This window comes from Streptomyces sp. NBC_00038 (assembly GCF_026343635.1).
In the GTDB taxonomy this organism is placed as follows: domain Bacteria; phylum Actinomycetota; class Actinomycetes; order Streptomycetales; family Streptomycetaceae; genus Streptomyces.
Genome location: NZ_JAPELQ010000001.1, coordinates 6,440,524 through 6,457,217 on the forward strand (window position 1 = coordinate 6,440,524; position 16,694 = coordinate 6,457,217).

The window sequence follows — 16,694 nt, forward strand, 5'->3', positions numbered from 1 at the left end:
GCGTTGGCACTCCGCTTGACCGAGTGCTAATCACGGTCATAGTCTCAGGTCTGGCACTCCCCCCTGGAGAGTGCCAATGACGACAGGTAGATCCGGCTCCCGCGACGACGGGTCCACCTGGTCGCCACCTCAGACAGTTAACCCCGTGAGATCTCCGAAGGGGGAGGTCGGATCGTGACGACCACCAGCTCCAAGGTTGCCATCAAGCCGCTCGAGGACCGCATTGTGGTCCAGCCGCTCGAAGCCGAGCAGACCACGGCCTCTGGCCTGGTCATCCCGGACACCGCGAAGGAGAAGCCCCAGGAGGGCGTCGTCCTTGCCGTGGGCCCGGGCCGTTTCGAGGACGGTAACCGTCTTCCGCTCGACGTCGCTGTCGGCGACATCGTGCTGTACAGCAAGTACGGCGGCACCGAGGTGAAGTACAACGGCGAGGAGTACCTCGTCCTCTCGGCTCGCGACGTGCTCGCGATCATCGAGAAGTAGTTCACCCCGGTTTAACCGGTATTGACCGGCATCAACCGGTCTTGCAGTGAACAGCGCCCCTGGCCCCCCGCGATCGCAAGAAGCCGGGCGTCGGGGGCGCCGTTCGTTCTCCCCAGATTTTCCAGAGTTTCGAGAGGGCTGAATCGCTCCCATGGCGAAGATCCTGAAGTTCGACGAGGACGCCCGTCGCGCCCTCGAGCGCGGCGTCAACAAGCTTGCCGACACGGTCAAGGTGACGATCGGCCCCAAGGGCCGCAACGTCGTCATCGACAAGAAGTTCGGCGCTCCCACCATCACCAACGACGGCGTCACCATCGCGCGCGAGGTCGAGCTCGACGACCCGTACGAGAACCTCGGTGCCCAGCTGGTGAAGGAGGTGGCGACCAAGACCAACGACATCGCGGGTGACGGTACGACCACCGCCACCGTGCTCGCCCAGGCGCTCGTGCGCGAGGGCCTCAAGAACGTCGCCGCCGGCGCGTCCCCCGCCCTCCTCAAGAAGGGCATCGACGCCGCCGTCAAGGCCGTGTCCGAGGAGCTCCTCGCGACCGCCCGTCCGATCGAGGACAAGGCCGACATCGCGGCCGTCGCCGGTCTGTCCGCCCAGGACAGCCAGGTCGGCGAGCTCATCGCCGAGGCGATGGACAAGGTCGGCAAGGACGGTGTCATCACCGTCGAGGAGTCCAACACCTTCGGTCTGGAGCTGGACTTCACCGAGGGCATGGCCTTCGACAAGGGCTACCTGTCGCCGTACTTCGTGACGGACCAGGAGCGCATGGAGGCCGTCCTCGAGGACCCGTACATCCTCATCCACCAGGGCAAGATCTCCTCCATCCAGGACCTCCTGCCGCTGCTTGAGAAGGTCATCCAGGCCAACGCCTCGAAGCCGCTCCTGATCATCGCCGAGGACGTCGAGGGCGAGGCCCTGTCGACCCTGGTCGTGAACAAGATCCGCGGCACCTTCAACGCCGTCGCGGTGAAGGCCCCGGGCTTCGGCGACCGCCGCAAGGCGATGCTGGGCGACCTCGCCACCCTCACCGGCGGTCAGGTCATCGCCGAGGAGGTCGGCCTCAAGCTCGACCAGATCGGCCTGGACGTGCTGGGCACCGCCCGCCGCGTCACGGTCACCAAGGACGACACGACCGTCGTCGACGGTGGCGGCGACTCCTCCGAGGTCGTCGGCCGCGTCAACCAGATCAAGGCCGAGATCGAGAACACCGACTCCGACTGGGACCGCGAGAAGCTCCAGGAGCGCCTCGCGAAGCTGGCCGGCGGCGTGTGCGTGATCAAGGTCGGCGCCGCCACCGAGGTGGAGCTCAAGGAGAAGAAGCACCGTCTGGAGGACGCCATCTCCGCGACCCGCGCCGCGGTCGAGGAGGGCATCGTCTCCGGTGGTGGCTCCGCGCTCGTCCACGCCGTCAAGGTCCTCGAGGGCAACCTCGGCAAGACCGGCGACGAGGCCACGGGTGTCGCGGTCGTCCGCAAGGCCGCCGTCGAGCCGCTGCGCTGGATCGCCGAGAACGCCGGCCTGGAGGGTTACGTCATCACCTCCAAGGTCGCCGAGCTCGACAAGGGCCAGGGCTTCAACGCCGCCACCGGCGAGTACGGCGACCTGGTCAAGGCCGGCGTCATCGACCCGGTCAAGGTCACCCGCTCCGCCCTGGAGAACGCCGCCTCCATCGCCTCCCTGCTCCTCACGACCGAGACCCTGGTCGTCGAGAAGCCGGCCGAGGAAGAGTCCGAGGCCGGTCACGGCCACGGTCACGGCCACTCGCACTGAGGCACCGGCTTCCGAGGAAGCCCCCGTTCCCACAGGGAACGGGGGCTTCTCCCGTGTTCTGCGGGTCTAGCCGGGTCACTGCTCCAGCGCTGCGGTCTACCGGTCACTGCTCCAGCGAATCCAGCGCCCCGAGCTGCGCCATCAGCCCCAGCCTGTCGTACTGCCACCAGCCCTCGACGAGCTTGCCGTCGTCGGTGCACCGGTGGATGGTCGTGCCGGTCATGGCGACCTGCCTGCCGCTGGCCGGGATCCCCATGAAGTCGCCCTTGTGGGTGCCGTTCCAGGTCCAGCGCGTACAGACCCGGTCGCCGTCGGCGAGCTGGTCCTCGATGGTGAACGTGAAGTCGAAGCCGGACCGCCACATCTCCACCTCGCGGCGCATGGCGTCCAGGCCGATCACGTCCTGCTCGTTGGACGGATCGTGGTCGTGGTAGTTCTCCGCGACGACCTCGTCCCACGAGGGCAACTCGCCCTTGCCTGCGACCAGTCCGTAGAAATTGCGGACGTTGGTCTTGTAGAGCCACTCGTCCCGCACCACATCCAGATCCGTGAACGTCGGCATCTCGTCGCAGAGTGCCACCATCTCCCGGAAGATCTTGTCCGTCTCGGGAAGATTCGAGTTCGCCATCGCTTCCTCGTACGACGCGAACTCCACGATCTCGATGAAGTGCCTGGCGTCGGACCGGTCCTTGCCGATGACGCTGTGCGTCGCGGTCCGCTTGCCCTTGGTCTGCTCGACCCATGTGTCCATGAGCCGGTCCATCTCGTCGAATCGACCGGTCTTGCAGTCGATGAGCTGTACGAACGTCATGACGCCGCCTTCCGGCCCCCCTGGGTCCGGGTGATACCTCCATCGTCCCACTGGGACGGCGGCGCCACCGCCTCTGGCCTACTGGGGCCCGTACTTCCGCCCGGTCCTGGAGGAGATTCCGCCCAGCAACGACCGCGGCGCCACCTTCGCCATGCCCATCAGCACCTTGTAGCGCGGGTCGGGAATCGACAGGGTCTTGCCGCGGGCCAGGTCCGTGAGCGCGGCGGCGACCAGCTTGTCGGCGTCCAGCCACATCCAGTTGGGGATGTTGTCAGTGCCCATACCGGCCCGCTGGTGGAACTCCGTGCGCACGAAACCGGGGCACAGCGCCATCAGCCGTACGCCGCTGCCTGCCAGGTCCTTCGCCGCGCCCTGCGAGAACTGCACGACCCAGGCCTTCGACGCCCCGTACGTCCCCCGCGGCAGGAACGCGGCCACCGACGCGACGTTGACGACCCCGCCACGGCCGCGCTCCCGCATGCCCTCGGTCGCCGCGGAGGTCAGCCGCAGGACCGCCTCGCAGTGCACCTTGAGCATCTTCAGCTCGTCCGCGATCGATACGTCGAGATAGCGGCCCTTGTTGCCGAAGCCGGCGTTGTTGACCAGCAGGTCGACCGGGTTCTTGCGGTCGCTCAGGCGCCCGGCCACGGCCTCGATGCCGTCGTCCGTCGCCAGATCCGCCGTCAGCACCTCCGCCTCGATGCCGTGCAGGTCGTGCAGCTCGGTCGCCTGCTCGCCCAGCCGCTTGGTGTCACGCGCCACCAGCACGAGGTTGTGCCCGTCAGCCGCCAGACGCCGCGCGAAGGCGGCGCCGATCCCCGCGGTCGATCCCGTAATCAGAGCCGTTGTCATGGCCCAAGGTTAGTGACCTGACCTGTGGTCCGGCGCTCCGCGCTCCCCAACGTGCGCGCGCCCCACACGACTTCTGCGCGGGGCGCGCGACTGCCTGCGCAGCCCCTGCTAAGCGCCGGGCGTCGCCACGTACTTCTCGGCGATCGCCCGTGACTCGGGATGCAGCGCCTCGCCCGCGTCGAGCAGCCGTGGCAGCAGCCCCCGTTCGGTCGTGATCGCACGGAACTGGAGGGCGACCGTGACGTCGTGGTCCGGCCTGTGCACGATCTCGATCGGGTCGCCGGAGCGGATCTCGCCGGGCTCGACGACACGCAGATACGCGCCGGGCGCGCCCTTCTGAGTGAAGCGCTTCACCCACCCCTTCTCGCCGACGTGTTCCTGGAAGGTCCGGCAGGGGATGCGCCCGCAGGTGACCTCGAGGATCACCTCGGGCCCGATGCGCCAGCGCTCGCCGATCAGCGCCCCGGACACGTCGACTCCCAGTGTCGTGAGGTTCTCGCCGAAGGAGCCGGCGGGCAGCGTCCGGCCCAGCTCGCGTTCCCAGTCGTCGAGATCCTCGCGCGCGACCGCGTACACGGCCTGGTGTTCCCCGCCGTGGTGCCGCTTGTGGCACACGGCGTCCCCGGCGAGGCCGCTCCCGCCGGTCCCCTTGGGCCCGGGCGCCGCGACCCGCACCGGCCCCGGCACCGGCTGTTTGTCGATGCCGGTCACCCCCTCCGGCTGGTCCGTGTAGTCGACGGCCCGCGCCTGGCCCAGATTCAGCGAGAGAAGCTTCATGGAGAGCACGCTAGGCGATGGGAGCCAAAGCGGCGACGCAATATTCGCTTCCTTACCCAAGGCGCCCTTATGCTCGGAAAATGATCGAGGCACGTCATCTCCGCGTACTGCGCGCCGTCGCCGCCACCGGTTCCTTCTCGGCGGCCGGGCGCGAACTGGGCTGCACCCAGCCCGCCGTCAGCCAGCAGATGAAGGCGCTCGAAGCATCCGTCGGCACACCGCTGCTGGTCCGCACGGGACGCGAGATGCGCCTGACGCAGGCGGGCGACGCGCTGGTCAGGCACGCGGCCGGCATCATCGCGGGACTGACGGCGGCCGAGGAGGAGGTCGCCGCGATCGCGGGCCTGCGCGCCGGCCGCGTACGGCTCGTCTCCTTCCCCAGCGGCAGCTCCACGCTCGTCCCCACGGCCCTCGCCGCCCTGCGCGCCGCGCACCCAGGCACCCGGGTCTCCCTGGAGGAGGCCGAGCCGCCGCGCTCCGTGGAGATGCTCCGCGAGGGCGACTGCGACATCGCGCTCGCGTTCCGGTACGAGGGGGCGGCGGGCGTCGAGGAGTGGGACGACCTGGTCGTACGCCCCCTGCTCCTCGACCGCCTCGTCGGGCTCGTCCCCGAGAGCCACCGCCTCGCCGGGGCCGAGTCGGTGGCGATCGGCGAACTCGCCGGGGACCCATGGATCGCGGGCTGCCCGCGCTGCCGCCGACAACTGGTCGAGGTCTGCCGCGGCGCGGGCTTCGAGCCCCGTATCGACTTCGCCACCGACGACTACCCGGCCGTGGTCGGCCTGGTGGGCGCCGGTCTGGGGGTTGCGGTCCTTCCGGAGCTCGCCATCGAGTCCGTACGGCCGAAGGGGGCGCGCACGGTGCGGGTGGAGCCCCCGGTGCGGCGGGAGATCGTCGCGCTCACGCTGCCGGATCTCGCTCAGGTGCCCGCGGTGGCGGCGACGCTCGACCGGCTGGCGCGGGCCGCGCAGCGGTAGTCCCGGCGCGGGGCGCGTTGGGGAGAGGGGCCAGAAAAGTTAGGGGCACGCGGGCGCGTGCCCGGTCAGCAGAAACGTTCCTTCAGTTGTTCGAAGCGGGACTGCTTCCAGTCGCCGACGCCGAGACCAGCCGGTTGCGTGCCCGTCCCATGAGCTCTTCGCGCTCGTCCTCGGTCAACCCGCCCCACACGCCGTACGGCTCGCGCACCGCCAGCGCGTGCGCCGCGCACTCCGCGCGTACCGGGCATCGCATGCAGACCTCTTTGGCCGAGTTCTCGCGAGCGCTCCGTGCCGCACCTCGCTCGCCCTCCGGGTGGAAGAAGAGCGAGCTGTCGACCCCGCGGCAGGCCGCGAGGAGCTGCCAGTCCCAGAGGTCCGCGTTCGGACCGGGAAGGCGGGAGAAATCTGCCATTGCGTGTCCCCTTGTTGCCGTTCTGGGCTGCTATGTGCCCACCGACCGTACATCTACGATCTAAGGAGATGAAAATATGACTCATTGCGAATCTAGCCACAGACACCAGCAAAAGGGAAGAAATCGGGCTAAATGGGGCATGGGTTGTGATGAAAGGTTGTGGGTCCGCTCCGCATGTCTGCACCGTGTCCGCGCCCTCACGTACAGTGCCGAAGACGACTTGCTGCCCCGTAACTCTTTCGAGTGACCATCGTTGGAAGTGCCGAGGCGGTTGAAGGAACAAGCGCTCGGGCAGACGGCAGTTTCCGTCGGCGAGTGTCGACCGCACAGATGACGATTCGTACCAGCCTGGAGGCTCAAGGTGACGCGCATCAGCTGCGGAGGACGGCAATGACATCCGTCCTCGTCTGCGACGACTCCCCGCTTGCCCGAGAGGCGCTCCGCCGCGCGGTGGCGACCGTGCCCGGCGTCGAGCGTGTGACGACGGCGGCCAACGGCGAGGAAGTACTCCGCCGCTGGGGTGCCGACCGTTCGGACCTGATTCTGATGGACGTACGCATGCCCGGTCTGGGCGGCGTCGAGACTGTTCGGCGGCTGTTGTCCGCCGACCCCGGTGCGCGCATCATCATGCTCACCGTCGCCGAGGACCTGGACGGCGTGGCGCTCGCCGTCGCCGCCGGCGCCCGCGGCTATCTGCACAAGGACGCCTCACGTGCCGAACTGCGCGCGACGGTGACCCAGGCGCTCGCCGACCCCACCTGGCGGCTCGCCCCGCGCAGACTGCGGTCGGCCGAGATGGGCGCGGCTCCCACGCTCACCGCGCGGGAGATCCAGGTCCTGGAGGGTATGAGCCACGGCCGCTCCAACGCGGAGATCGGCCGTGAGCTGTTCCTCTCCGAGGACACCGTCAAGACGCACGCCCGGCGGCTCTTCAAGAAGCTCGGCGCCTCGGACCGCGCGCACGCTGTGGCGCTCGGTTTCCGGTGGGGCCTGGTTCGCTAAGTGAGCCGCCGTGGGGGTACAACGGCAGTAGTCCCTGCCCGCCGTGCGGCGGGTGGGGCCGGGCCCTCGGAGAGAGCCTCTTCGATGCCTGATCCCCGTTTCCCGGCGGATGCCGCATCCTTGAGGTGTGGAGTTCCTAGGGGACGATTCGGTCGAGCGGAAGGGGAGGGCGCAGGAGATGAGTTCCGGCGCACCTGCTCATAACGCTTCGGTGCACAACTATGGACGCGGTGCCACGGATCGGACGACGCCGAGGCACCATGGACCGATGCGCGACGACGAGACGACGGTGATCGGTGCGCTCGTCCATCGCGCTGTCGACGGCGACGAGCAGGCCACGCACGACCTGCTCGCCCATGTTCACCCCCTCGCGCTGCGCTACTGCCGCACCCGTCTGTCCCGGCTTCCGGGCGACGCGCGGCACTTCGTGGAGGACCTGGCGCAGGAGGTCTGCGTCGCGGTGCTCCTCGCGCTGCCGCGCTACAAGGACACCGGGCGCCCCTTCGAGGCGTTCGTCTTCGCCATCGCCGGGCACAAGGTCGCCGACCTGCAGCGAGCCGCGATGCGCCACCCCGGTTCCACCGCGGTCCCCTCGGACGAGATGCCCGAGCGCCCCGATGACTCCCTCGGCCCCGAAGAGCGCGCCCTGCTCAGCAGCGACGCCGAATGGGCCAAGAAACTCCTGGCCAACCTCCCCGACAACCAGCGCGAGCTGCTCCTGCTGAGGATCGCGGTGGGCCTCACGGCCGAGGAGACAGGGCAGATGTTGGGAATGTCACCAGGGGCGGTACGGGTGGCTCAGCACAGGGCGTTGAGCCGGCTGCGGGCGTTGGCGGAGCAGTAGTCGGGCCTTCTTCGGGAGTTGGTTTCCGGTCCCTTTCCGCTGCGGCGGCGGGAAGTCGGACGTCGATGCCTGGCGGTCCGCCGGTGCCGGGCGCGGCTCGGCCGGGGCGGTGGGTCTTCTGGGTTTTCCTCCGCCGCGACGGCGGGGAGCTGGGCGGCCGTGTCCGGCGGTGGCCGGCGTTGGCCGCCGGTGCCGAGCATGGCCCGGTCGGGACGGCGATTCTTTCTCCGCCTCGACGGCGGGCAGCCGGACGGTGGTGTCCGGCGGTGCCCAGAACTGCTCAGCCGGGACGGCAGTCGTTCTCCGTCGCGGCAGCGGGGAGCCGGGCGGCGAAAACCCGCCCGCGCTGAAAAAACCGGCCTGCGCCGATAAGAAACCGGCCCACGTCGAGCAGGCCGGGCCCACAGAGGCCGGGCCAGGCCCGGGAACAGGGTTTCCGGCGTCGCGGATGAACGGCGACGCCATCAGCCCCGTACGAAAGTACGAAGCCCCAGCCCAACCCAGGCCATGGAATGAGAGACCCTTGCTTCCCGTTAGCATGGACATCCGCACCGATCAAGGCCATTTGGGGAAGGTGTCATGACTGCCAACGTCGACGGAGTGCCCGCTAAATTCGCGACACTCGGGCTGACCTACGACGACGTGCTGTTGCTGCCGGGCGCTTCGGAAGTGCTGCCCAACGCGGTCGACACCTCGTCCCGCATCTCCCGCAACGTACGTGTGAACATCCCGCTGCTCTCGGCCGCGATGGACAAGGTGACCGAGTCGCGCATGGCGATCGCCATGGCCCGGCAGGGCGGCGTCGGCGTGCTGCACCGGAACCTCTCCATCGAGGACCAGGTCAACCAGGTCGACCTCGTGAAGCGCTCCGAGTCCGGCATGGTCACCGACCCGATCACCGTGCACCCGGACGCCACGCTGGGCGAGGCCGACGCGCTGTGCGCCAAGTTCCGCATCAGCGGTGTCCCCGTCACCGACGGCAACGGCAAGCTGCTCGGCATCGTCACCAACCGCGACATGGCCTTCGAGACCGACCGCTCGCGCCAGGTGCGTGAGGTCATGACCCCGATGCCCCTGGTCACCGGCAAGGTCGGCATCTCGGGCAACGACGCGATGCAACTGCTGCGCCGCCACAAGATCGAGAAGCTTCCGCTGGTCGACGACGCGGGCGTTCTCAAGGGCCTCATCACGGTCAAGGACTTCGTGAAGGCCGAGAAGTACCCGAACGCCGCGAAGGACATCGAGGGCCGCCTCCTGGTGGGTGCCGCCGTCGGAGCCAGCCCCGAGGCGCTGGAGCGGGCGCAGGCGCTGGCCGAGGCCGGTGTGGACTTCCTGATCGTCGACACCTCGCACGGACACAACAGCAACGCCCTCAACTGGATGGCGAAGATCAAGTCGAGCGTCGGCGTCGACGTGATCGGCGGCAACGTGGCCACCCGTGACGGCGCCCAGGCCCTGATCGACGCCGGTGTCGACGGCGTCAAGGTGGGCGTGGGCCCCGGCTCGATCTGTACCACCCGAGTGGTCGCCGGCATCGGCGTCCCCCAGGTCACCGCCATCTACGAAGCCGCCCTCGCGGCGCGTGCCGCCGGTGTCCCGGTGATCGGCGACGGTGGCCTCCAGTACTCCGGCGACATCGGCAAGGCCCTCGCGGCCGGCGCCGACACGGTGATGCTCGGCAGCCTCCTCGCGGGCTGCGAGGAGTCGCCCGGCGAGCTGCAGTTCATCAACGGCAAGCAGTTCAAGTCGTACCGCGGCATGGGTTCCCTCGGTGCCATGCAGTCGCGCGGCCAGGGCAGGTCGTACTCGAAGGACCGCTACTTCCAGGCCGAGGTGGCCTCCGACGACAAGCTCGTCCCCGAGGGCATCGAGGGCCAGGTGCCCTACCGCGGCCCCCTGGCCAACGTGCTGCACCAGCTCGTCGGCGGCCTGCGCCAGACCATGGGCTATGTCGGCGCCGCCTCCATCGACGAGATGGAGACCAAGGGCCGCTTCGTCCGCATCACCTCGGCGGGCCTCAAGGAGAGCCACCCGCACGACATCCAGATGACGGTCGAGGCACCGAACTACAGCCGTAACCAGTAGTCGTCAGCAGTCGCCGTAACCAGTGGTCGTACGGCTTGAGGGCGGTCCCGGAGGTTCCCGGGGCCGCCCTTGTCGTGGGCGTCGGCGATACTGGGAGACGCAGAAGCGAAGAGGGAAAGGCCACACACGTGACTGAGATCGAGATCGGGCGCGGCAAGCGCGGCCGCCGGGCGTACGCCTTCGACGACATCGCCGTCGTCCCGAGCCGCCGTACCCGGGACCCGAAGGAGGTCTCGATCGCCTGGCAGATCGATGCCTACCGCTTCGAGCTGCCCTTCCTGGCCGCCCCGATGGACTCGGTCGTCTCCCCGGCCACCGCGATCCGCATCGGTGAGCTGGGCGGCCTGGGCGTGCTCAACCTCGAGGGCCTGTGGACGCGGTACGAGGACCCGCAGCCGCTGCTCGACGAGATCGCGGAGCTGGACGCGGACACCGCGACCCGCCGCCTCCAGGAGATCTACGCGGCTCCCATCAGGGAGGAGCTGATCGGGCAGCGCATCAAGGAGGTGCGCGACTCGGGCGTCGTCACCGCCGCCGCCCTGTCCCCGCAGCGCACGGCGCAGTTCTCCAAGGCCGTCGTGGACGCGGGTGTGGACATCTTCGTCATCCGCGGTACGACGGTGTCGGCGGAGCACGTCTCCGGTGCCGCCGAGCCGCTGAACCTGAAGCAGTTCATCTACGAGCTGGACGTCCCGGTGATCGTCGGCGGCTGCGCCACGTACACCGCGGCCCTGCACCTGATGCGCACGGGCGCGGCCGGTGTCCTCGTCGGCTTCGGCGGCGGCGCCGCGCACACCACGCGCAACGTGCTGGGCATCCAGGTTCCGATGGCGACCGCGGTCGCCGATGTCGCGGCCGCGCGCCGTGACTACATGGACGAGTCCGGCGGCCGGTACGTGCACGTCATCGCCGACGGCGGTGTCGGCTGGTCCGGCGACCTCCCCAAGGCCATCGCCTGCGGTGCCGACTCCGTGATGATGGGTTCCCCGCTGGCCCGCGCCACCGACGCGCCCGGCAAGGGCCACCACTGGGGCATGGAGGCCGTCAACGAGGAGCTGCCGCGCGGCAAGAAAGTCGACCTCGGCACGGTGGGCACCATCGAGGAGATCCTCGCGGGCCCCTCGCACATCCCGGACGGCTCCATGAACTTCTTCGGCGCCCTGCGTCGGGCGATGGCCACCACCGGCTACAGCGAGCTGAAGGAGTTCCAGCGCGTCGAGGTGACGGTCGCGGACTCGCAGCACAAGCGGTAGGCAGTACTAACGGCTCGTACGACAACTCGTACGACGCGAAGGGGCCCGGTCACCTGGTGGTGACGCGGGCCCCTTCGCCGTACGTGAACCGGTGCGTGAACCGCTGCGCGAACCGGGTTACAGGGCGGCCTTCTTGGCGCCCGAGAAGGCGGCGAAGGCGCCGATCCCGAAGAACAGGTACGTCATGAAGTCGGCCGATTCCTTCCAGGCCGCGGTCACCAGGTCGAAGTGGTCGGTGAGGAGCGTGGTCGCGGAGATACCGGACTCGTCGGCACCGATCATCGCGACACCGATGAGCTGGCCCACGTAGACGGCGCCCAGGGAGAGGACGGCGCTCAGGACCGGCAGTACCGGGTTGCTGCCGCCGACCTTGCCCGCGGCGAGGCCTATGAGGAAGCCGACGCCGACCGCGGCGTAGCCGATCTCGTACCCCGTGCCGCCGATGATGGCGCCGTAGATGCCGGCGGTCACCAGGGCCGCCACAACGGCGGCCACGATTCCGAGGGCGAAATTGCCCTGGCGCGGGGCGGGCGGCGCAGGGGCGAAGCCGGGCTGCTGGCCGCCCGCGAACGGGTTGCCACCGGTGGGCTGCTGCTGACCCGCGAACGGGTTGCCGCCGCCCGCGGGCTGCTGCTGACCGGCGTAGGGGTTGCCGGCGACGGGCTGCTGGGCGGCGTACGGGTTGCCCTCGGTGGGCTGGGAGGGCGGCGTGGGCTGGCTCATGGTGGATATCCCCCGAATTTGGTGTGGATGGTGGACGCACTGATGTGCGTGGGGCGCGGGCGCACTCGAGTGCGACAACGGCCCCGGACACTAGCAGTCACCACTGACATACGGGAGAGGGATTTCCGGGGTCAGAGCCGGTGGGCCGCTCCGGTGGGGGTTGCTCCCCTTGTGTCCAGGAGGAGTTGGGCCTTCACGGACAGTCCTTGGAGGTCGTACGTGCGGTGCTGCTGGAGCAGGATCGTGAGGTCGGCGTCGGCCGCGGCCTCGTAGAGGGAGTCCGCGCGCGGGACGGGGCGGCCGAGGACGCGCCATGCCGGGACGAGCGGGTCGTGGTAGCTGACGGACGCGCCGAGTTCCATCAGTCGCAGGGCGATCTCGTGGGCGGGGGTGCCCTGTTGGTCGGCGAGGTCCGCCTTGTAGGTGACGCCCAGGAGGAGCACGCGCGCGGCGCGGGCCGATTTGCCGTGCTCGTTGAGGAGCGTGGCGGCGCGCTGGATGACGTACTGGGGCATGTGGTTGTTGACCTGCTGGGCCAGTTCGACCATCCGGAGGGTGCGTCCGGAGTGGCCTGTGAGGTCCTGGGCGATTCCGTGGCCGCCGACTCCGGGGCCCGGCCGGAACGCCTGGAAGCCGAACGGCTTGGTCTCGGCGCAGCGGATGACGTCCCACAGGTCGACGCCCAGGTCGTGGCAGAGCACGGCCATCTCGTTGACCAGGGCGATGTTGACGTGCCGGAAGTTGGTCTCCAGGAGCTGCACGGTTTCCGCCTCGCGTGTTCCACGCGCGCGTACGACCTTGTCGGTGAGGCGCCCGTAGAAGGCGGCGGCCGATTCGGTGCAGGCCGGCGTCAGGCCTCCGATGACCTTCGGGGTGTTGGCGGGGCCGAAGTCGCGGTTGCCGGGGTCGACCCGGCTGGGCGAGTAGGCGAGGTGGAAGTCGCGTCCCGCGCGCAGCCCGGAGCCCTCTTCGAGGAGCGGGCGGAGGAACTCCTCGGTGGTGCCGGGGCGTACGGGCGATTCGAGGATCACCGTGGTGTGCGGGCGCAGTTGGGCGGCCAGGGTGCGGGCGGCGGCCTCCAGCTGGCTCAGGTCCAGTGCGCCGTCCGCGCCGCGTGAGGTCGGGGCGCAGATGACGGCGGTGCGGACGCGGCCGAGTTCCGCCGGGTCGGTGGCGGGCCGGAAGCCCCCCGAGAGCATTCGGCGCAGTTCGGCGGGGCTGAGGGAGCCGCCTTCCGGACCGGTCTTGTAGCCGAGTGTGGGGATGCCGGCCGCGACGGCGGCCTGGGCGAGGGGCAGGCCGAGATGACCGAGTCCGATGACGGCGAGGTCTGCGGGCATGGAGTGGGCCGTCCTTCCCAGTAGCCGAAGCGGAACAGGTGCGCAAGCCCTGTGGACAAGACGGGCGAGCGCAATGTCAGACTAGGAGTAAATATGACCGATTTGCGGCATTGCGCGTTCAAGATTCTCCGAGTGTTGTCCACAGGCTGCTGGTGAGTGGTGGCCGAAGGAGGGCAAGAAGGTCAGACTTTGGGCATGGGGGATGTGAGCACGGGCCCGCCTGACAGGTGAGGTCGGCGCGACCAAGAGCGGGAGGCAGCGGTGAGGACAGCGACACTGGGGCCGGCGGAGCGCGCCGAGTCACTGGCAGCAATGGCCGAGCGTGAGCTGGATGTGCTGGTCGTGGGCGCGGGCGTGGTCGGTGCGGGCACCGCCCTGGACGCCGTGACGCGCGGTCTGTCCACAGGTCTGGTCGAAGCGCGTGACTGGGCGTCGGGCACGTCGAGCAGGTCCAGCAAGCTGATCCACGGCGGCCTGCGCTATCTGGAGATGCTCGACTTCGCACTGGTGCGCGAGGCCTTGAAGGAACGCGGGCTCCTCCTCGAACGGCTCGCGCCGCACCTCGTGAAGCCCGTGCCGTTCCTCTATCCGCTTCAGCACAAGGGCTGGGAGCGGCTGTACGCGGGCTCGGGCGTCGCGCTCTACGACGCCATGTCGATTTCCAGCGGTCATGGACGCGGACTGCCCACACACCGCCATCTGTCCCGCACCCGCGCCCTGCGCGTCGCCCCTGCCTTGAAGAAGGACGCCCTGGTCGGCGCCCTGCAGTACTACGACGCGCAGATGGACGACGCCCGCTATGTGGCCACCCTGGTGCGCACGGCGGCGGCGTACGGCGCGAAGGTGGCCAACCGCGCGCGGGTGACCGGCTTCCTGCGCGAGGGCGAACGCGTTGTCGGTGCCAAGGTGCAGGATGTCGAAGGGGGCGGGGAGTACGAGGTCCGCGCCAAGCAGGTGGTGAACGCCACGGGGGTGTGGACCGACGACACCCAGGCGATGGTGGGGGAGCGGGGGCAGTTCCATGTGCGCGCGTCCAAGGGCATCCATCTGGTCGTACCGAAGGACCGGATCAACTCGACGTCGGGGCTGATCCTGCGCACCGAGAAGTCCGTGCTCTTCGTGATCCCGTGGGGGCGGCACTGGATCATCGGCACCACCGACACCGACTGGGACCTCGACAAGGCCCATCCGGCGGCGTCCAGCGCGGACATCGACTATCTGCTGGAGCACGTGAACTCCGTACTCTCGGTGCCGCTCACCCGCGACGACGTACAGGGTGTGTACGCGGGACTGCGGCCGCTGCTCGCCGGTGAGTCGGACGCCACCAGCAAGCTGTCCCGCGAGCACACCGTGGCGCATCCGGTGCCGGGGCTGGTGGTCGTGGCGGGCGGCAAGTACACGACGTACCGGGTGATGGCCAAGGACGCGGTGGACGAGGCGGTGCACGGTCTCGACCAGCGGGTCGCCGAGTGCGTCACGGAGGACATTCCGCTGCTCGGCGCCGAAGGGTACCGGGCGCTGTGGAACGCGCGAGCACGGATCTCGGCGCGCACCGGGCTCCATGTGGTGCGCGTCGAGCACCTGTTGAACCGGTACGGAGTGCTCGCCGAGGAAGTGCTCGACCTCATCGCCGGCAATCCCTCACTCGGTGAGCCCCTGCCGGCCGCCGAGGACTATCTGCGGGCCGAGATCGTCTACGCCGCCTCGCACGAGGGTGCCCGGCACCTGGACGACGTGCTGACCCGGCGCACCCGCATCTCTATCGAGACCTTCGACCGGGGAACGCGCAGCGCGCGGGAGGCGGCGGAGCTGATGGCCCCGGTGCTCGGCTGGGACAAGGACCAGATCGAACGGGAAGTGGAGCACTACGAGAAGCGGGTCGAGGCCGAGCGGGAGTCGCAGCGGCAGCCGGACGACCTGACGGCGGACGCGGCGCGGCTGGGGGCGCCGGACATCGTGCCGCTCTGACCGACCCGACGGGCCCGCCGCCTGGGCTTCGGCCGCTGACGGTTCCTGCTGCGGACGACTTCCGTTGCTGACGGTTCCCGCCGCGGATGACTCCCGTGGCTGACGGCTCCCGCTGATGTCACTCGAACGAGTGTCGTGAGCTGGGATCTTTGCTCGGAACGTGTCCGTTCTACTCGGTGCGGGGGCAGAACTCGGCGGCGAGCAGGGCCGGTTCGAGGTCAGGGTCTGCGATCCCGTCCGTGTTCACCCGGAAGGTGAGGACACGACGACCGTCGACGGTGGCTGCGCTGCGCACGTAGCTGCCGGATATGCGGCCGTTGTGCCCCCACACCGTGGTGCCGCACGGCAGCTTCACCGGGTAGAGGCCCATGCCGTACGAGCCGTGTGCGGCGCGGGTGTTGAGCATCTCCCGCAGTTGGCCGGGCGGGAGCAGCTCGCCGGCGAGGAGGGCCCCGTAGAAGCGGTCCAGGTCGGCGAGCGTGGTGACCAGCTCGCCCGCCGCGCCGGCCACGCGCGGGTCGAGCTCGGTGACGTCGGAACCGTCGGCGGCGTACGCGCGGCCGTGCGGTGAGGGGAGAGAGGTGCGGGCACCTGGGAAGGAGGTGCCGGTCAGACGGAGAGGGGTGATGATGCGGCGCTGGGCCTCGGTGGCGTACGAGTGGCCGGTGACCTGTTCGATGACCATGCCGAGCACGACGTAGTTGGTGTTGGAGTAGGAGTAGCGGCCGGGGTCGGCCGGGGGGTGGGTGAGCGCGATGCGTACGGCCTGAAGTGGGGTGACGGGGACGGTGCCCAAGGTGTCGGCGGTGAAGTCGTACAGGCCGCTGGTGTGGGTGAGCAGGGCGCGCAGGGTCAGGTGGCTGCCGTCGTTGCCTGCTCCGCTGACCAGGCCGGGGAGGTGGGCGTCCACGGAGTCCGACAGGGACAGCCGGTGTTCGGCGGCCAGTTGCAGGACGACGGTCGCGATGAACGTCTTGGTGATGCTGCCCGCGCGGAAGTGGTCGGAGCGGTCGATTCCGTCACCGGCGTCGGCGAATTGTGAGCCGGAATCGTCCTGGGCGAGCAGGGCCGCGGCCGGGGCTTCGCCACGGGTGACGAGGAGGGCGAGGGCGGCGTCCGTGGCCGGGGAGGCGGAGGACCGCGATCCGGCTGGTGCTGGGGACGTGAGGGCTCGGGAGTCGGACGAGGGCTCGGACCTGGGGGTTTGTGCGCCGGTCGGGGTCGAGGCGAGCAAACAGGTCGGGGCCAGACCGAGGAGCGCCAGGGTCGCGGGTATGGCCCGGAGTGTCCGAGGTGTCCGGCGCGGCGGCATCGGTGGTCCTTCCTTGTTGAGGGCCATCATGCGGGACGGCGCGGGGCCAGGTGTCGGGCGGTCCCTTCTTGAGGG

Annotated in this window: 15 protein-coding genes; 8 read left to right on the plus strand and 7 right to left on the minus strand. The window is 69.5% G+C overall.

The features are described from left to right. Positions 1–174: 174 nt before the first annotated feature. Entirely contained in the window at positions 175–483 is a 309-nt protein-coding gene (gene groES, locus OG219_RS29350) for a co-chaperone GroES (protein ID WP_266455850.1), read from the plus strand. A 151-nt stretch (positions 484–634) separates the two neighbouring features. After that, positions 635–2,263 (plus strand): chaperonin GroEL, encoded by a 1,629-nt coding sequence (gene groL, locus OG219_RS29355; RefSeq protein ID WP_266831430.1) that lies wholly within the window; start codon positions 635–637, stop codon positions 2,261–2,263. Positions 2,264–2,366: 103 nt separating this feature from the next. On the opposite strand, the gene OG219_RS29360 is transcribed toward groL, so the two are convergent. The 3 genes from OG219_RS29360 to OG219_RS29370 form a co-directional block, all read right to left on the minus strand. Continuing rightward, positions 2,367–3,074 (minus strand): ester cyclase, encoded by a 708-nt coding sequence (locus OG219_RS29360; protein WP_266831432.1) that lies wholly within the window; start codon positions 3,072–3,074, stop codon positions 2,367–2,369. A gap of 78 nt (positions 3,075–3,152) precedes the next feature. Beyond that, the gene (locus OG219_RS29365) at positions 3,153–3,926 is read right to left on the minus strand and encodes an SDR family oxidoreductase (RefSeq protein WP_266831434.1); all 774 of its coding nucleotides are present in this window, start codon (positions 3,924–3,926) and stop codon (positions 3,153–3,155) included. Between the two features lie 108 nt (positions 3,927–4,034). Then, a complete protein-coding gene (locus OG219_RS29370) occupies positions 4,035–4,703 on the minus strand; it encodes an MOSC domain-containing protein (RefSeq protein WP_266831436.1) in 669 nt (222 codons plus the stop codon). An 80-nt stretch (positions 4,704–4,783) separates the two neighbouring features. Between OG219_RS29370 and OG219_RS29375 the strand changes: the two genes are divergently transcribed. Beyond that, on the plus strand, positions 4,784–5,680 hold the full coding sequence (locus tag OG219_RS29375; RefSeq protein ID WP_266831438.1) for a LysR family transcriptional regulator: 897 nt from the start codon (positions 4,784–4,786) through the stop codon (positions 5,678–5,680). A gap of 82 nt (positions 5,681–5,762) precedes the next feature. On the opposite strand, the gene OG219_RS29380 is transcribed toward OG219_RS29375, so the two are convergent. Then, positions 5,763–6,092: a WhiB family transcriptional regulator gene (locus OG219_RS29380; RefSeq protein WP_266455834.1), complete on the minus strand. Its 330-nt coding sequence runs from the start codon at positions 6,090–6,092 to the stop codon at positions 5,763–5,765. Between the two features lie 390 nt (positions 6,093–6,482). Between OG219_RS29380 and OG219_RS29385 the strand changes: the two genes are divergently transcribed. From OG219_RS29385 to OG219_RS29400, 4 genes are all read left to right on the plus strand, one after another. Continuing rightward, positions 6,483–7,094, plus strand: a complete 612-nt coding sequence (locus tag OG219_RS29385; RefSeq protein ID WP_003948568.1) for a response regulator transcription factor — start codon at positions 6,483–6,485, stop codon at positions 7,092–7,094. A 268-nt stretch (positions 7,095–7,362) separates the two neighbouring features. Then, on the plus strand, positions 7,363–7,938 hold the full coding sequence (locus OG219_RS29390) for a sigma-70 family RNA polymerase sigma factor (protein WP_266455832.1): 576 nt from the start codon (positions 7,363–7,365) through the stop codon (positions 7,936–7,938). Positions 7,939–8,517: 579 nt separating this feature from the next. Continuing rightward, entirely contained in the window at positions 8,518–10,023 is a 1,506-nt protein-coding gene (gene guaB / locus OG219_RS29395) for an IMP dehydrogenase (RefSeq protein ID WP_266831441.1), read from the plus strand. A 128-nt stretch (positions 10,024–10,151) separates the two neighbouring features. Continuing rightward, positions 10,152–11,276, plus strand: coding sequence for a GuaB3 family IMP dehydrogenase-related protein (locus OG219_RS29400; RefSeq protein WP_266831443.1), 1,125 nt, complete (start codon positions 10,152–10,154; stop codon positions 11,274–11,276). 117 nt (positions 11,277–11,393) lie between these two features. Here the strand turns inward: OG219_RS29400 and OG219_RS29405 are convergent, their stop codons facing one another. Further along, positions 11,394–11,999 carry a hypothetical protein gene (locus OG219_RS29405; RefSeq protein WP_266831445.1) on the minus strand — a complete coding sequence of 202 codons (606 nt, stop codon included), beginning with the start codon at positions 11,997–11,999 and terminating at the stop codon, positions 11,394–11,396. A gap of 131 nt (positions 12,000–12,130) precedes the next feature. Beyond that, positions 12,131–13,339 carry a nucleotide sugar dehydrogenase gene (locus OG219_RS29410; RefSeq protein ID WP_266831447.1) on the minus strand — a complete coding sequence of 403 codons (1,209 nt, stop codon included), beginning with the start codon at positions 13,337–13,339 and terminating at the stop codon, positions 12,131–12,133. Positions 13,340–13,600: 261 nt separating this feature from the next. Between OG219_RS29410 and OG219_RS29415 the strand changes: the two genes are divergently transcribed. Next, complete coding sequence (locus OG219_RS29415; RefSeq protein WP_266831449.1) at positions 13,601–15,307, plus strand: glycerol-3-phosphate dehydrogenase/oxidase; 1,707 nt, start codon at positions 13,601–13,603, stop codon at positions 15,305–15,307. A 169-nt stretch (positions 15,308–15,476) separates the two neighbouring features. Here OG219_RS29415 and OG219_RS29420 read toward each other — a convergent pair whose 3' ends face one another. Continuing rightward, positions 15,477–16,619, minus strand: coding sequence for a serine hydrolase (locus OG219_RS29420; protein WP_266831451.1), 1,143 nt, complete (start codon positions 16,617–16,619; stop codon positions 15,477–15,479). Positions 16,620–16,694: the final 75 nt, after the last annotated feature.

What these genes read in the sequence shown, in the direction of transcription:
- OG219_RS29365 (WP_266831434.1), bottom strand. Translation starts at nt 3,926, where the DNA reads ATGACAACGGCTCTGATTACGGGATCGACCGCGGGGATCGGCGCCGCC.
- OG219_RS29370 (WP_266831436.1), bottom strand. Translation starts at nt 4,703, where the DNA reads ATGAAGCTTCTCTCGCTGAATCTGGGCCAGGCGCGGGCCGTCGACTAC.
- OG219_RS29390 (WP_266455832.1), top strand. Translation starts at nt 7,363, where the DNA reads ATGCGCGACGACGAGACGACGGTGATCGGTGCGCTCGTCCATCGCGCT.
- OG219_RS29385 (WP_003948568.1), top strand. Translation starts at nt 6,483, where the DNA reads ATGACATCCGTCCTCGTCTGCGACGACTCCCCGCTTGCCCGAGAGGCG.
- OG219_RS29375 (WP_266831438.1), top strand. Translation starts at nt 4,784, where the DNA reads ATGATCGAGGCACGTCATCTCCGCGTACTGCGCGCCGTCGCCGCCACC.
- OG219_RS29420 (WP_266831451.1), bottom strand. Translation starts at nt 16,619, where the DNA reads ATGCCGCCGCGCCGGACACCTCGGACACTCCGGGCCATACCCGCGACC.
- groL (WP_266831430.1), top strand. Translation starts at nt 635, where the DNA reads ATGGCGAAGATCCTGAAGTTCGACGAGGACGCCCGTCGCGCCCTCGAG.
- OG219_RS29380 (WP_266455834.1), bottom strand. Translation starts at nt 6,092, where the DNA reads ATGGCAGATTTCTCCCGCCTTCCCGGTCCGAACGCGGACCTCTGGGAC.
- OG219_RS29410 (WP_266831447.1), bottom strand. Translation starts at nt 13,339, where the DNA reads ATGCCCGCAGACCTCGCCGTCATCGGACTCGGTCATCTCGGCCTGCCC.
- OG219_RS29360 (WP_266831432.1), bottom strand. Translation starts at nt 3,074, where the DNA reads ATGACGTTCGTACAGCTCATCGACTGCAAGACCGGTCGATTCGACGAG.
- OG219_RS29405 (WP_266831445.1), bottom strand. Translation starts at nt 11,999, where the DNA reads ATGAGCCAGCCCACGCCGCCCTCCCAGCCCACCGAGGGCAACCCGTAC.
- guaB (WP_266831441.1), top strand. Translation starts at nt 8,518, where the DNA reads ATGACTGCCAACGTCGACGGAGTGCCCGCTAAATTCGCGACACTCGGG.